At 46.2% G+C, this 15,706-nt stretch carries 10 protein-coding genes and 1 pseudogene; 9 read left to right on the forward strand and 2 right to left on the reverse strand.

Annotated elements, in window-relative coordinates:
* The 7 genes from Q4Q57_RS10170 (at position 1) to purF (ending at position 9,803) form a co-directional block, all read left to right on the forward strand.
* The gene (locus Q4Q57_RS10170) at positions 1-1,017 is read left to right on the forward strand and encodes an aspartate-semialdehyde dehydrogenase (protein WP_006085463.1); all 1,017 of its coding nucleotides are present in this window, start codon (positions 1-3) and stop codon (positions 1,015-1,017) included.
* Between the two features lie 178 nt (positions 1,018-1,195).
* Positions 1,196-4,672: a FimV/HubP family polar landmark protein gene (locus tag Q4Q57_RS10175; RefSeq protein ID WP_311890748.1), complete on the forward strand. Its 3,477-nt coding sequence runs from the start codon at positions 1,196-1,198 to the stop codon at positions 4,670-4,672.
* 102 nt (positions 4,673-4,774) lie between these two features.
* The gene (gene truA, locus Q4Q57_RS10180; protein ID WP_311890749.1) at positions 4,775-5,560 is read left to right on the forward strand and encodes a tRNA pseudouridine(38-40) synthase TruA; all 786 of its coding nucleotides are present in this window, start codon (positions 4,775-4,777) and stop codon (positions 5,558-5,560) included.
* Between the two features lie 44 nt (positions 5,561-5,604).
* Positions 5,605-6,876 carry a bifunctional tetrahydrofolate synthase/dihydrofolate synthase gene (gene folC, locus Q4Q57_RS10185; protein WP_311890750.1) on the forward strand — a complete coding sequence of 424 codons (1,272 nt, stop codon included), beginning with the start codon at positions 5,605-5,607 and terminating at the stop codon, positions 6,874-6,876.
* On the forward strand, positions 6,869-7,627 hold the full coding sequence (gene dedD / locus Q4Q57_RS10190; RefSeq protein WP_311890751.1) for a cell division protein DedD: 759 nt from the start codon (positions 6,869-6,871) through the stop codon (positions 7,625-7,627). The genes folC and dedD overlap by 8 nt, the downstream gene beginning before the upstream one ends.
* A 115-nt stretch (positions 7,628-7,742) precedes the next feature.
* Entirely contained in the window at positions 7,743-8,231 is a 489-nt protein-coding gene (locus Q4Q57_RS10195) for a CvpA family protein (protein WP_263200543.1), read from the forward strand.
* 57 nt (positions 8,232-8,288) lie between these two features.
* A complete protein-coding gene (gene purF, locus Q4Q57_RS10200; protein WP_006085457.1) occupies positions 8,289-9,803 on the forward strand; it encodes an amidophosphoribosyltransferase in 1,515 nt (504 codons plus the stop codon).
* Positions 9,804-10,011: 208 nt separating this feature from the next.
* Here purF and Q4Q57_RS10205 read toward each other — a convergent pair whose 3' ends face one another.
* On the reverse strand, positions 10,012-10,299 hold the full coding sequence (locus tag Q4Q57_RS10205; RefSeq protein ID WP_311890752.1) for a hypothetical protein: 288 nt from the start codon (positions 10,297-10,299) through the stop codon (positions 10,012-10,014).
* A 166-nt stretch (positions 10,300-10,465) separates the two neighbouring features.
* On the opposite strand from Q4Q57_RS10205, the gene Q4Q57_RS10210 reads away from it, so the two are divergent.
* The gene (locus Q4Q57_RS10210; protein WP_311890753.1) at positions 10,466-12,604 is read left to right on the forward strand and encodes a DNA topoisomerase III; all 2,139 of its coding nucleotides are present in this window, start codon (positions 10,466-10,468) and stop codon (positions 12,602-12,604) included.
* A 248-nt stretch (positions 12,605-12,852) separates the two neighbouring features.
* Entirely contained in the window at positions 12,853-14,022 is a 1,170-nt protein-coding gene (locus tag Q4Q57_RS10215; RefSeq protein WP_311890754.1) for a porin, read from the forward strand.
* Between the two features lie 114 nt (positions 14,023-14,136).
* Here Q4Q57_RS10215 and Q4Q57_RS10220 read toward each other — a convergent pair.
* A pseudogene (locus Q4Q57_RS10220) lies at positions 14,137-15,664 on the reverse strand (sigma-54 interaction domain-containing protein).
* Positions 15,665-15,706: the final 42 nt, after the last annotated feature.

The raw sequence follows: 15,706 nt of genomic DNA on the forward strand, positions 1-15,706 counted from the left end.
ATGTCACAGGAATTTAATGTTGTCGTTTTAGGTGCATCGGGCGCAGTGGGTCAAACAATGATAGAGATCCTCGAAGAGCGTAATTTCCCGGTTGCAAATTTGTACCCTTTAGCCAGTAGCCGCAGCGCCGGTGAAACGGTCAGCTTTCATGGCAAACAAATTACCATTCTCGACGTAGAAACCTTCGATTGGACCCAAGCTCAAATTGGTTTCTTCTCAGCAGGGGGTGATGTTTCCGCCAAATGGGCACCGATTGCGGCAGAAGCGGGTTGTGTTGTTATCGATAACACCTCGCACTTTAGATACGACATCGATATTCCTTTGGTCGTACCCGAAGTGAATCCGCATGCTATCGCCGATTTCCGCAATCGCAATATCATCGCTAATCCAAATTGCTCAACCATTCAAATGCTAGTGGCGCTTAAGCCTATTTATGATGCCTATGGTATCAGCCGCATTAATGTGGCAACGTACCAGTCGGTTTCGGGTACAGGTAAAAAAGCCATTGAAGAGTTAGCGCATCAGTGTACTAAACTGCTGCAAGGTTTGCCTGCTGAAGCCGAAGTTTATCCAAAGCAAATTGCTTTTAACGTATTGCCGCAAATCGATAAATTTATGGATAACGGCTATACCAAAGAAGAAATGAAAATGGTCTGGGAAACCCAGAAGATTTTCGGTGACGATGAGATTTTAGTGAATGCGACCGCGGTACGTGTACCTGTGTTTTATGGTCACTCGGAAGCCATTAATATCGAAACTCGTCAGCCTGTCGATGCAGAAGACGTTAAAGCTTTACTGCGTAATGCCGAAGGAGTGGTATTGTTTGAGTCAGATGATGACTATCCAACGGCTGTAACCGATGGTGCTGGTACCGATCCGGTTTATGTTGGCCGCATTCGTAAGGATATCTCTCATTCTCACGGGATTAACCTGTGGGTAGTGTCAGACAATATTCGTAAGGGCGCAGCCTTGAACAGTGTGCAAATTGCCGAGATCTTAGTGAGAGATTATTACTAAGCACGAGATTGCATTTTATGCCCATTGAAAAAGCCTGCTGTCAGCAGGCTTTTTTTGTTTTACAATTGTGAACAGTAGCAGGGCAGGGATTTCTGGTTTATAGTAATCTCAATAAATACAATTGCCTAAAGCCTGTTATCAGCGAGATAACTTTATAGCGCTTCAAAGGGAAGGATTGATGAAATTTCGCACTTCGTATCTTGTGGGTCTAATGGCCACTGTTTTAGCTGTTTCTTCTACCGCTTATTTTATTGATCCCGCCGTTGCAGCAGATACGCCAAGATTAAAACCCTTAAAAATCATGGGGCCAGACGGACAGATCCGTCAAGTTAATCATCAATATGGCCCAACGACATCCAGAGACACTTTTTGGAGCATAGCGCAAAAAGTCCGTCCCGATGCCAGTGTCAGCGTCTATCAAGTGATGGCCGCGCTATATGATGCTAACCCCCATGCGTTTAACTCTTCCAGCTACAACAGTTTAGAACGTGGCATGATCCTGCTGATCCCGTCTAAAGAAGTCATGCTGTCGATTCCCAATAGTATGGCGATAGCAAGAGCAGAGCAAAGCGACAGACAATCCCGTGCGCCAGCGAAAGCGGTGCAGAAACCTGCTGCTAAAGTCACCACGCAAGCCCCTGTTACTGCTCCTGTCGTGATTGCTGAAACCAAAGTTATCACTGAAACCAAAGTGACGCCGCCTAAAGTGCCAGTGGTAGAAACGCCGGCGCCAGACAAGCCTAAGATGCTGAGCTCTGATGTAACGTCGCGCTTAGAAGCGGCTGAAAGTAAAAATCTGTCATTAACCGATGAATTAGCTCGCACCCAAGATCAACTCACTGTCCGAACTTCAGATGTTGAAGCGCTAAAAGTGAAAGTTGAAGAATTGAATCAACGCATTGCCGTGCTAGAAGAAACCCTGCAAGCCAGCAAACTGCAAAATCAAGCTTTGAAAGCTGAAGCTGAAGTTGAAGCTGCCCAAACGCCAGAGATGGCAACGGGAACGGCTGAAGCTGAGACTCAGGCTCCCGCTGAGCCCGATGATTTATGGCGTAATATCCTTAATAGTCCAGTGTTAATGATTGCTGCCGCTGTGATCCCTGCCTTGTTCTTGTTACTGGCGGTGTTCTGGTTGCTGCGCCGTAAGCGTAATAAAGAACGTCGTGAAATGCAGGCGCAAGAAGCGGTGATGGCCGCGGGTGCTGCTGGCGTTGCCGGTACTGCCATCATGGACATGGATGATGACGACTTAGATGATATGGCGGTGCATTTAGATACCGACCATGCCGACTCTATCGATAGCTTGCTTGATATGGGCAGCGTCGATTTACAACCTGAGCAAGATTTGACTGACTCAAACGATCAGATGGATATGGCGTCTGAAATGTTTGTCGATCCGGGTCTCTCTGCCGAACCTGAGGTTGAAGACGAAGGGCAATCTCTTGATGACCTGTGGGCCGAAGCCATGGGCGATCAGGAAGAGGATATTGTTGAGGAGAAACCTAAATCTGACAATATTCTTGAGGAAGCCGATCTCGATGCACTATTAGCGGGCCTAGGTTCAGAAGACAACACTGACGCTGAAGACGATTTAAGTGAATTAGAGCGAAACTTTGCTAGCGATTTAGCTGAAGAAGACGAAGTTGAAGTAGAAGATACTCAAGCTGCCAATGAAGCCGTCGCTGATGACGATGATCTGGATGCCTTACTTGCCGAATTTAGTGTTCCTGCTGAAGATCCAGAAACGGCAAAAGAACCTGCAACAGAATCTATTGAGTCTGAAGATGAAGATCTCAGTGCCGCCATCGCCGCAGAACTCGATGATGAGCTAGATGATGAACTGGGCGGAGAAGAGGTTGATGATATCGATGCCCTATTGGCCGATTTCGATAAACCAACGCCAGCCGCTGAACCTGAAGTCGAGTCTGATATTGGCGCTGAAATTGCTGCCGAGTTAGATGCCGAACTTGATGAGCTGGGCGTAGAAGATACCGACGACATCGATGCCTTGTTAGCAGATTTCGATAAACCAGTAGAACCTGAAGTTGAGCCTGATCTTGGCGCTGAAATTGCCGCCGAGTTAGACGCAGAGCTGGATGAGCTTGGCGTAGAAGACACTGACGATATCGATGCGCTGTTAGCGGATTTTGATAAACCAGCTGAACCCGAAGCAGAGCCTGATCTGGGTGCTGAGATTGCCGCCGAGTTAGATGCAGAGCTTGATGAGCTTGGCGTAGAAGACACTGACGATATCGATGCGCTGTTAGCCGATTTCGATAAACCAGCAGAACCCGAAGCTGAACCTGATCTTGGTGCTGAAATCGCTGCCGAGTTAGACGATGAACTGGATGAATTAGGCGTAGATGAATCCGATGATATTGATTCGTTGCTGGCGAGTTTTGATGCTGAGCCTGAAATCAAAGTTGATGCTGAAGACGATGCACAAAACGATACCGCAGATGATGCGAACAGTGCAGAAATTGCCGCAGAGCTAGAAGCTTCGTTACCGGAAGATATCAAGGGCGAAGCGTCAGGCGATGAAGATTTAGATGCGCTGTTAGCTGAATTTGATGTGCCAGAGCAACTCGATGCCGATGAAGATGAATTCGACTTCGATATGGAAACGGCGCAGCTTGATGCGGACGATAACGCCACAGATGAAGACAATTTACTCAAAGGTATTGGTGCGTCTCACTCGATTGACGGCACTGATGATACTTTCTCGTTAGTTGAAGAGTTGGGTGAAGATGATGATTCTGACGCCCTGACTACGGCTGCAGCCACTTTAGCTGCCGCTACCGCCGCAGCCACTTTAGCTGCCGCTACCGCCGCAGCGAGTGTTAAGGAAAAAGAGTCTTCTTTCTTTAATGATTTAAAAGCCAATAAGAGCAAAGATCCCCACGTGCTCGATTGGGACTCAGAGCTTGATTTTGCGCCTAAGGCCAAACCTGCTGCGACGCCAACCGATGCCGCCGTTGAAACGGATGTCGATGATGTCGAGCCTAATGCCGATGCTTCGCTAGCTGATACGCCGGCTCCGGATGATGCGACTCAAGAGAAGCCGATTAAGGCGACGCGTAACGATGTTGATTTTAGTGAAGATTTTAAACTCGATACCCAAGAGGATGCTGACGATTCTGAGCAAGGCCTCGATTTAAGCGACGATAATGTACTCGCTGCTTTCACGGCCAATACCGATTTTGATGACGATGAAGATGTGTTGACATCAGAAGACAGTTTCTCACTCGTCGATGATCTCACTGTCGATGAAGCGTTAGCTGCACTCGATGCTCAAGAGTCGCGTAAAGCGCAGAAGAAGTTTGTTCCTGAGCATGATTTAACGAATTTCCAAAATGAAAACGGCTTTATCGACATCGACAAGTTGTTGAATGATGCCGATGAAGACGGCACAGATACCGATTTGTATTCGGAAGTCGACGTGGAAATGAGTGATGTCGGAGCCTTAATTGGCGATGCCGCTATGATTGATGTCGATGATGAAGAAAACTCAGTCAACGCTAAGCTGGATTTAGCCCGCGCTTATATCGAAATTGACGACAGCGACAGCGCCAAAGCCCTGCTCAAAGAAGTGCAAATTGACGGTAATGAGCGCCAGCAAGATGAAGCCGGACGTTTACTCAAAGAGATGAGTTAATCCCGATTGAGAGAGTTTCAACCTAACGGCGCCTTCAGCGCCGTTTTTTTTATGGGCTGCTGTGATAAAATGCGCCGCAAAATCAATTGTGAGGAAAAGTGGATGCGGATTGCATTAGGTATTGAATATGACGGCAATGGTTATTTTGGCTGGCAACGTCAGGCCGAAGTCGATTCAGTACAAGGGCAATTAGAACGGGCGTTATCGATAGTGGCTAATGAGCCTATCGGCGTCTTTTGCGCTGGCCGTACCGATGCGGGCGTGCATGCCACAGGCCAAGTGGTTCATTTTGAAACCAATGCCATTCGTAATGAAGGCGCATGGACCTTAGGGGTGAATGCTAATTTGCCCGACAATATTGCGGTGCGTTGGGTTAAAGAAGTCGACGACAGTTTTCACGCGCGCTTTTCGGCCACAGCCAGACGCTACCGTTATGTGATTTATAATCACAGTTTTCGCCCTGGAATTTTACGCCATGGTGTCAGCCATTATCACGGTGATATCGATGCTGACAGAATGCACCAAGCGGCGCAGGCACTCTTAGGTGAGCAAGATTTTACCAGCTTTCGCGCAGTCCAGTGCCAGTCAAAAACGCCGTTTCGTAATGTACATTGCGTCAATGTTACGCGCCAAGGCATGTATGTGATTGTCGATATCGCCGCCAACGCCTTTTTACACCACATGGTGCGCAATATCGTCGGTTCATTATTAGAAATCGGTTTAGGCAATCAGCCGCTGACGTGGATGTGTGATTTGCTCGCGTTAAAAGACAGAAACCAAGCCGCAGCGACGGCTAAACCCCATGGGCTTTATTTAGTTGATGTGACTTATCCAGAACAATATCAATTGCCTAAACTCGCCCTTGGGCCATTATTCATGTTGGATTGAAAAGATCTTATTTGAGAGATAATCGAATACGAGGATGTACGGACATGCTAACAGCGCCAGCGTCAAATGCAGCATTGGAACAGTGGTTGGATTATTTGTTATCCATACATCCAACCGAAATCGATATGGGATTAACCCGTGTTTCTAAGGTCGCGAAAACCCTTGGCCTATTAGATTTAGGCCAAAGCAAGATAGTCACTGTCGCTGGCACAAATGGTAAAGGTACAACTTGCGCCATGCTGGAAAATATTCTGCGATTATCGGGTTTGACTGTGGGCGTATACAGCTCGCCGCACATGCTGAAATACAACGAGCGAGTGCGTATTAATGGCAGCGACGCCAGTGATAGCGCCTTTGTCGCCGCCTTTGAGCAAATTGAAGCGGCGCGCGCCGAGATTTCCCTGACCTTTTTTGAATACGCTACGCTTGCGGGCCTGATACTGTTTAAAGCCGCCAAGCTGGATGTAGTCATCTTAGAAGTCGGTTTAGGTGGACGGTTAGATGCCACCAATATTATCGATGCCGATATCAGCGTGGTGACCTCGGTCGATTTAGATCATGAAAGTTATCTGGGGAATACCCGCGAACTCGTCGGCCGAGAAAAGGCGGGTATTTTCCGTCACGGTAAAGCTGCAATTGTCGGCGAGCCCAACTTGCCGCATACCGTCAATGATGTTGCCAATGAGGTTGGCGCCATCTTGTATCGCGTCGGCAACGAATTCAGTTATCAAGTCCATGGCAATCTGTGGGACTTTCAAGGCCAAGTGCTTAAACTGCACGATTTAGCGTTACCGACCTTGCCGCTACCTAATGCGGCCACGGTATTGGCCGTAATTGAACAGGGTTGGCCGGATATCGCGCCCGCTATTATTGCCCAGGGTATTAGCACTGCTCGGTTAACCGGTCGATTAGAGCGGGTGAGTGAGCAGCCGTTAGTGCTACTCGATGTGGCGCATAATCCCCATGCGGCGCGTTTTTTGGTGCAGCAATTAGCGCCAATGGTCGTAGGTAAACGCGTATTTGCCCTTTGTGGCATGTTGAAGGATAAAGATATTGCGGGCGTGTTGCCTGTGATCCATCCTCTGGTCGACACTTGGTATTTAGTGAGCCTTCATGGTGAGCGTGGCGCGAGTTCTGCCATGCTACGCAAAACCTTAGCACCCGAGGCCAGCGCATTTGAGTTTGAGAGCATAGCTGAGGCATGGTCGGCATTAAAAGCGCAAATTAACCCAGATGATGTGGTAATTGTGTTTGGCTCCTTTTACACTGTGGCAGGTTTTAAGTCTCAATTTATGCAGGAAGTCCGTTTTGTCTAGCCAGTTTCATAATCGTTTAGTCGGCACTGTTGTGCTGGTTGCGCTTGGAGTGATTTTTTTGCCAGATATTTTGGATGGCAAGAAAGATCGCCAAGAAGAGCAATTTTCCGAAATACCTTTGCGTCCGACTGTGATTGAGCAGCAAAAAGCCGACGATGATATGTTTGAAGTCTTGTCGGCCGAAGACACTGCTGCGTTAAGCGGGGCAGATGCCGTCTTAGCTGAGACAGGCAATAATGCCGACAGTGAGAAGTCAGCCGCGCTTGTCATCGCTAAGCAAGACGTTAAGGCGGACGTTAAAGCTGAGGTGAAAAAGCCAGAGGTTAAGCAAGCAGAAGTTAAAAAGCCTGAAGCGAAACCAGAACCTAAAAAAGAGCCACCTAAGGCGACGGTAAAAACGGAGCCCGCTAAAAAAGCTGAGACTAAAGCGCCAACCGTCGCTAAGACTGAAAAGCCCAAAGCAGAAACGCCTAAAGCCAGTACTGCAAGCCGTGACAGCTTAAAAAGTGGCTTTACTTTGCAGCTTGGCAGTTTTAACAACGCAACCAATGTTAAAGCTTTGGTTGCACAGCTGCGTAAGAGTGGTTTTAAAGCGTACACTATTCCTGAAAACCCTAAAGATGGCGTATTAACTAAAGTGTTTGTCGGACCCGATGTGTCTGAGGCAAAGCTGAAGAAAGTACAAGTTGAGGTGGAAAACCTCACACGTCTCAAGGGCTGGATTGTTCCTTTTAATCCCTTAGAATCTTAATGGTGATACAAGACTCGAGACTGAAAATGATTTATTTACCTCACTAGGGGTGAGAATCGTTTCAGTCTCTGGTAGAATCGCGCCGTCTTAAAGCCCATGTCGGAAAGCCATCTCAATGGTTTGGATTGATTACGCTATCATATTCGTCATCGGATTATCGACTCTCATCAGTCTGATCCGTGGATTTGCCAAAGAAGCCATGTCCTTAGTGGTATGGTTTGCGGCTTTCTTTGTTGCCAGCCAATTTTACCAAGATTTTGCCGTTCACTTAACACAAATGAACGATGAGATGCTGCGTAATGGTGTTTCTATTGCCATCCTCTTTATTACCACTTTGGTACTCGGTGCCTTAGTTAACTATATTCTCGGACAACTTGTTGTCAAAACCGGATTATCTGGCACTGATAGGCTCTTGGGCCTATGCTTTGGTGCTATTCGAGGCGCGCTTATTGTGAGCGCCTTGTTGTTTTTCATGGATGCTTTTACAGGCTCTCCCAACTCCCAATGGTGGAAAGATTCTGTGCTAGTACCCGAATTTGGCGTTGTTATTCAATGGTTTTTTGACTATTTGGAAAATACCTCCAGCTTTGTACCCAAACTATAAGAAAGAAAATAAAATAATCCTAAGTGATAGAACATCTTACAATGAGGAAGCTTACCCATGTGTGGTATCGTCGGAATAGTTGGCCAATCATCGGTTAATCAGACCATTTATGATGCACTGACAGTGTTGCAGCACAGAGGTCAGGATGCGGCAGGTATTGTGACCATTGATCGTGGTGCTTTCAGACTACGTAAAGCCAATGGTTTGGTTAAAGACGTTTTTGAAGTCAAACATATGCAACGCCTACAAGGTAATGCTGGTATTGGCCATGTGCGTTATCCAACTGCGGGCAGTTCAAGCGCATCTGAAGCGCAGCCTTTCTATGTTAACTCGCCATTTGGGATCTCATTAGCCCATAACGGTAACTTAACCAACACAGTCGAATTAGCCGAAGGGCTGATCAAAAAACGTCGCCACGTGAACACCACTTCGGATTCTGAAGTCTTGTTAAACCTGTTGGCCGACGAACTGCAAAAAACCACGAGTTTGACCCTGACGTCGGAAGAAGTGTTCGATGCGGTCGCTAACGTACACCAACAAGCTCGTGGTGCCTACGCGGTTGTTGCCATGATCATTGGTCAAGGCCTAGTCGCGTTCCGTGACCCATTTGGTATTCGTCCTCTGGTGTTAGGTAAGCACGAAACGCCAACGGGTACTGAATATATGGTCGCTTCTGAAAGCGTGGCACTCGATGCCGTCGGTTTTGAAGTGATGCGTGATGTGGCGCCAGGTGAAGCGATTTACGTGTCAATTGATGGTCAGCTGTATACCCGTCAATGTGCAGCAGAACCTAGCTATGCCCCTTGTATCTTCGAATTCGTTTATTTTGCCCGTCCAGATTCGACTATCGATAAAGTGTCTGTTTATGCCAGTCGCGTAAACATGGGCGCTAAGCTTGGCGAGAAGATTAAGAAAGAATGGTACGATCACGATATCGATGTGGTGATCCCTATTCCTGAAACCTCTTGCGATATCGCGCTGGAAATTGCCCGTTGCATGGACTTACCATACCGCCAAGGTTTTGTGAAAAACCGTTATATTGGCCGTACTTTTATCATGCCGGGTCAACAGGAACGTAAGAAGTCAGTGCGTCGCAAGTTGAATGCGATTAACACTGAATTCAAAGGCAAAAATGTCTTGCTGGTGGACGACTCTATCGTTCGCGGTACGACGTCTGAGCAAATCATCGAAATGGCCCGTGAAGCGGGTGCCAAGAAAGTGTACTTTGCCTCTGCCGCACCGGAAATTCGTTTCCCGAACGTATATGGTATCGACATGCCAACGTCAAACGAGTTGATCGCCCATGGCCGTGATGCCGATGAAATCGCCAAGTTAATTGGTGCAGATGGCATTATTTTCCAAGACTTACCTGATTTAATCGAAGCGGTAAGAATGGAAAATCCAGCGATTAAGCGTTTCGAAACCTCTGTTTTCGATGGTCATTACATCACTAACGATGTGGATCAAGCGTATTTAGATCACTTGACGCAACTGCGTAATGACGATGCTAAAGCGGATCGTAACAAAGATATCGGTACTAATTTAGAGCTGCATAACGTCTGTCACCCATAAGGTGAAACGTTAGGCGGATAAAAAGCCAGTGATAATGTCATTGGCTTTTTTTATGGCTTTTTTATGGAGTGTTAACAGCTACTTGGGAAAGGTATCGCGATTGGGCGAGGGGGAACTTCTATGAGTGTTTGTTCTCGACATCCGAGTACTCAATCCATTGTTGGAGCAGCGAGGCTGCTGATCTTTTCCGCCATAGGTTTTGTCGTGTTTATCCCCAGATCCACAGCAGCATCCACACCCCGAATAAGCTGCTTAAGCTATGGCGGGTGACTTGGTGTTTTAGCAGTAGCGATAAACTCACCGCAATGGGCATTACTAGCATGAATCCCCAAGCTAAAGGCATGTCGATGATTTTCATTTGTCCCAGCCAAGTGTTGGTGAACATGCTTATCGCGAGTAACATCAGGCTATGAAATAGCAGTAACTGATTGAATCTTAACATCAATGCTGGACTGATTGTCATCGCCTGCCGCGCATTTATTGCAAACTGTCTCATAGCCACTCCTCTAAAATTTAGTGCATTCTAGTAGTTGTTGAGAACTATTCGCAATTGAATTTACACTTGAGCTTTGGTATTTAAGCTCGGTTTGTCACAGAAATTTGCACTCAACGGGCGTTTGGGTTAAATTATACTGTAATTATATCCAGTGCTTGGTGTTTGTATGATCCTCTATATCGCAGAAAAACCTAGCCTAGGGCGGGCCATTGCCGATGTATTGCCTAAACCCCATAAAAAAGGCGATGGATTTATCGAAGCCGCCAATGGCGATTGCGTGTCTTGGTGTGTCGGTCACTTGCTCGAACAAGCAGAACCTGATGCCTATAATCCCGAATTTAAGTCGTGGAAATTCGAGCACTTGCCAATAGTTCCAGACAAGTGGCAACTAAAACCTAAGGCCGCAACTCGCAGTCAACTCACAGTGCTAAAACGATTAGTCAAACAAGCCAACATGCTGGTCAATGCGGGCGATCCCGACCGTGAAGGGCAGTTACTCGTGGATGAAGTGATTGCCTATCTTGGCGTGAGGGGTGACAAGTTACATCAAACTCAGCGTTTACTGATCAGCGACTTAAACCCACAAGCCGTAAAACGGGCGCTAACGCAGCTGCGCAGTAATCGCGAATTTATTCCTTTGTCCACATCGGCCTTAGCCCGTAGTCGTGCCGATTGGCTCTACGGCATGAATATGACCCGCGCGTACACTATCCAAGGTAAAAAGGTTGGTTATCAAGGCGTATTGTCCGTCGGGCGAGTGCAAACGCCTTTACTCGGGCTAGTGGTGCGCCGTGATGAAGAGATTGCTAATTTTCAATCTAAACCTTTCTATGAAGTGCTAGCGCATTTGGCGACCGAAAAGCAGGAAGCCTTCAGTGCTAAGTGGCAACCCAGCGAAGCTTGTCAGCCGTATATGGACGAAGAAGGGCGAGTACTAGCCAGAGGGTTAGCGCAAAATGTGGTGAGTCGCATCAGTGATAAACCTGCCTTAGTGACTCAATTAGTGGCTAAGGACAAGAAACAGAATCCGCCATTGCCCTACAGCTTGTCCGCGCTTCAAATTGATGCGGCAAAACGGTTTGGCATGAGTGCTAAGGATGTGCTCGATACCTGCCAGAGTTTGTATGAACGCCATAAACTCATTACTTATCCCCGTTCCGACAGCCGTTATTTGCCCGTCGAGCAACATAGCCTAGCGCCGTCGGTTCTTAAGGCGATTAGCGGTGGTGCCGCTGAGTTACTGCAAGGCGCCGATGCCCCCGATCCACGGCTTAAATCTAAGGCATGGGATGATAAAAAAGTGGATGCCCACCACGCCATCGTTCCTACCGAGAAAACGGCTAACTTATCCAGCTTAAGTCAGCGTGAGAGGCAGTTATATCTTCATGTGGCCCGCCAGTACTTAGCCCAGTTTTATCCGGCCTATTGTTACAGTGAAACCACAGTACAAGTGACAATTGAGGGCGGCTTATTTAATACCAAGGCGCGTCAGGATAAATCTCTTGGCTGGAAGCAGCTCTTTGCCCGCCAAGAGCCAAATGGCAGTAAGGCGAGTGGTAACAAGTCGACGGAAGAAAGCGCGGGTAAGGATGATGAGGAGAATGATGAGGAGAATGATGAGTTTATCGGCCAATTACCGCCTCTGAAACTAGGTCAGGCTTTGCATTGTACTCGGGGCGAGTTACTAGAGAAAAATACTCAGCCGCCAAAGGCCTTTACCGATGCCACTTTGCTTGGTGCTATGACGGGGATTAGCCGTTATGTGACCGACCCTGAGATCCGTAAAATTCTTAAAGAAACTGATGGATTAGGTACTGAGGCCACCCGTGCTGGTATTATCGAATTGCTGTTCAAACGCGGTTTTTTACAACGCTTAGGTAAATCTATCGTTTCGACGGATGTGGGTAAGGGATTAATTAACAGCTTACCCGCGAGTGCAACAACGCCTGACATGACCGCCCTGTGGGAAGCCAGCTTGAACGGTATTTGTCATAAAGAAACCTCCTATCAAGCCTTTATGCAACCGCTGCTCGGCACTTTATCCACGCTTATTCAAAATGCAGGAGCACAACTGCCCACCGCGCTTAATGGTTTAAAAGGCCAAGGTTATCGTAAAACGGCTGGGAATAAATCTGGTTATCGCAAGTCGTATTCTAAAAAATCAAGTTCAGCGAAAGGCATCGGCACAACAAAAAACGATGGTTCCAACAACTATGGTTCCAAAAATACCAGTTCTAAAAGTTCGGTAACTCGATCAACCAGTCGTTCCGCTTCTAATAGCCGCAAATCTACAACAGCAGTGTAATGACACAGTTGTAGCATACATGTCGTTATTGTCTGTTGATGTAATGACGACATTTAATTTATTTAACGGTATTTAACAACCGACAATCACGGCATTTCGAGATTGCCTGATCTACTTCTAAAAAACACCTTGATTTTCAGCTTTCCCTGCCTGTGGCATATAACCTGCTTACTATTAGTTGGGGAAAATAAGATATCAAATAAATCATGTGATTATATGTGATTTCGCTGAATTAAAAGGTAGATGAAATGAAAAAGACATTGCTTGCTTTGATGATCCCAAGCTTATTGTTAACGGGAGCTGCTCAGGCAGCTGAGCTGTATAATGACCAGACGAACAGCGTTAATATGATAGGCTGGTTAGGATTTGCTGCGTTGAATGATGGTCATGAAACTTCCGTGATCGATAATTTTTCTCGTGTTGGTTTTCGTTTTGACCGCCATGAAAAAAACGGCTGGAACTCCTTTGCCCATACCGAATGGGGTATTAACATGGTGACCAGTGATGACGGTCTTATATACACAGAAGGCCAAGGTGGTGGTCAGTTATCGGCATCTAAAAATTCAGATTTTCTTTTCAATCGACTGGGTTATGTTGGGATGTCCCATGCGAAATGGGGGACCATAACTTTTGGGAAGCAGTGGGGGGCTTATTATGATGTGGCTTACACAACAGATGTGCTCAATGCATTTACGGGATGGTCTGTGGGTGCTTATACCTTTGGTGACGGTGGCTTAACAGGGGCGGGACGTGCCGATGCGGCACTGCAATATCGTAATACTTTCGGTAATCTACATGTCGCAGTACAGTATGCTTCAAAACAAAACAGCGATGTTGCCTTGTATGATAGTCAAGGGCATTCGTTGAGTGATGGTTCAGAATTGAGTTTTGATCCTAGTTATGGTGCTAGTTTGACATATCAATTTACTGATAAATTTAAAGTATTAGCTGGACTTAATCGTGGCGATTTTACTGGGAATCTTGCGGGTAAAGAGGTTGATAACACAAACCAAATTATTGGTATTGGTGCACAATACGGTAGTTTCTATCAATATTCTCCTGGTCGCGATGCAGACGGTTTATATGTAGGTTTTAACGCCCATAAAAGTGAGCAAAACGAATTAGTGGGTGGAGATTTATATGACTCAACTGGAGCAGAGTTTATTGTTGCTTACCAGTATGATAATGGTTTCGTTCCGAGTGTATTACTGACATATCAAGATCTTGATACTGATGAAGATACAGCGATCCAAGGAAAATGGACACGCCAATTTGCTGTGTTAGGTCTGCACTATCGTTATAGCCGCGATACCATTATGTATGTCGAGGCAAAAATTGATTTCAGCAGTATGGATGATAAAGCCTATGAAGATCTGCAAGATAACAACTATGCAGTGGGTATTCGTTACTTCTTCTAGATTCTATTGTTAGCCATTGAGTTTTCAAAGGTCACTTATGTGACCTTTGTTATTTGTGTACCGCGTTAACCGACGTCTTCTTTTTGTTATAGAGTCATCGTTGCCGATGAAAGATTACACAATACCCAGTTTCTTCATCTTGCTGCGCAGGGTATTAGCATTGATGTCCAATAACTCAGCCGCACCTCCGGGACCATAGAGTTTTCCACCTGTAATCCGCAGTGCATGACTAATATATTTTCTGGTCATAACATCAAGGGGCACAAGTTTATCGCTCGCATAGTTTGGATCTATGATAACGGTTTGATTTGCTTGGGTCGTAATTTCCTCACCTTGATGTGGAGCAAGGAAGCCAAAATCTAACGGTCCTGAAGGTTGTTGTATTATCGCCCGTTCGAGCACGTTAATGAGTTCTCGGACATTTCCTGGCCAAGCGTATTGATTCAGAATATTCAATTGTTCCGGTGTAACTCTTGGCAATTGAGGCAGGTTAAACTTTGCACTTAGTTGCTCAATAAAGTGCTGTACTAGTAAAGGAATATCTGTACGTCTTTGCCTTAATGACGGAATTTCAATAGGGAAAATAGCTAAGCGATACCAAAGATCTTCCCGAAACACTTCTCTGTGTATCATAGCTTGTAAATTTCTGTGGGTGGCAGCCACTATACGAATATCAAGCTGCACAGCATCATGTCCCCCCCACACGGGTGATACAGCTATTTTGAAGTACACGGAGTAATCGCACCTGTGCGGATAATGGTAGTTCACCTATTTCATCGAGGAAGATAGTGCCGCCATTGGCTTGTTCGAAGTAGCCAATTTTACGGGACTCAGCCCCAGTAAATGCCCCTTTTTCATAACCAAAGAGTTCGGAGTCAATCAAAGTATCTGGAATGGCGCCGCAGTTGACCTTGATAAAGGGCTTGTCCGAACGTTCAGAAAGTTCGTGAATAGCATTGGCTATCACTTCTTTACCACACCCCGTTTCACCCAGCATTAGGACGGTCGTATTAATCTTGGCAATAGATTGCACTTGCTGCATGACGTGTTTCAAGCCTGAATTGGCTCCCACTACGCCATTTTGGACATCCAGTGTTCTGCGAAGATTCACATTCTGCTTTGAGAGTGCTTCATTTTCTTTAAGTAAGTTACGCCCGCGTAAATTGAGTGCAGTGATTAAGGCTAATGCATGCATATGCGGAGCAATTAAATCAGCATGACGAGGGCGAAAAACGCCTGTCGTTTTGGCATAAAATCCGACTATCCCAAGGTGGGTATTTTCGATAGACATTCTCAAAATGATCAGCGAATGAATACCACTGATCACCTTAGGCGCAACTAAAGCTGTGATTGGGTCGTGCTCAATATCATTAACAATTCTCACGCGCGGGCGTTGAGGATCATCTAAGCACTGAGCCAGTTCTTCAGGGATAGATATTTGCCTATCTAAGGTGCATGATTGATTAGCATTGACATGAGCAATAAATTGTATGTCATTAAATTGTTTGCGAAAAATATTAATAAATAGCCCATCAATAGGCAGCTCATCTCGAATAAACTCGAAGTAACTTTGCAGGGACTTCTCGAGTTGTAGGCTACTGCATAGTCTCAGTGTCGATTCGTGATAAAAGTGTTTTTCCATTGATATTTCATGTTAATCATTAAGTATCGTGATTGTAGATCT

Source organism: Shewanella sp. SP2S2-6 (assembly GCF_031931965.1).
In the GTDB taxonomy this organism is placed as follows: Bacteria; Pseudomonadota; Gammaproteobacteria; order Enterobacterales; family Shewanellaceae; genus Shewanella; species Shewanella baltica.

Coding starts and splice junctions, on each gene's coding strand:
- Q4Q57_RS10170 (WP_006085463.1), top strand. CDS start 1: ATGTCACAGGAATTTAATGTTGTCGTTTTAGGTGCATCGGGCGCAGTG.
- Q4Q57_RS10175 (WP_311890748.1), top strand. CDS start 1,196: ATGAAATTTCGCACTTCGTATCTTGTGGGTCTAATGGCCACTGTTTTA.
- truA (WP_311890749.1), top strand. CDS start 4,775: ATGCGGATTGCATTAGGTATTGAATATGACGGCAATGGTTATTTTGGC.
- folC (WP_311890750.1), top strand. CDS start 5,605: ATGCTAACAGCGCCAGCGTCAAATGCAGCATTGGAACAGTGGTTGGAT.
- Q4Q57_RS10195 (WP_263200543.1), top strand. CDS start 7,743: ATGGTTTGGATTGATTACGCTATCATATTCGTCATCGGATTATCGACT.
- purF (WP_006085457.1), top strand. CDS start 8,289: ATGTGTGGTATCGTCGGAATAGTTGGCCAATCATCGGTTAATCAGACC.
- Q4Q57_RS10205 (WP_311890752.1), bottom strand. CDS start 10,299: ATGAGACAGTTTGCAATAAATGCGCGGCAGGCGATGACAATCAGTCCA.
- Q4Q57_RS10210 (WP_311890753.1), top strand. CDS start 10,466: ATGATCCTCTATATCGCAGAAAAACCTAGCCTAGGGCGGGCCATTGCC.
- Q4Q57_RS10215 (WP_311890754.1), top strand. CDS start 12,853: ATGAAAAAGACATTGCTTGCTTTGATGATCCCAAGCTTATTGTTAACG.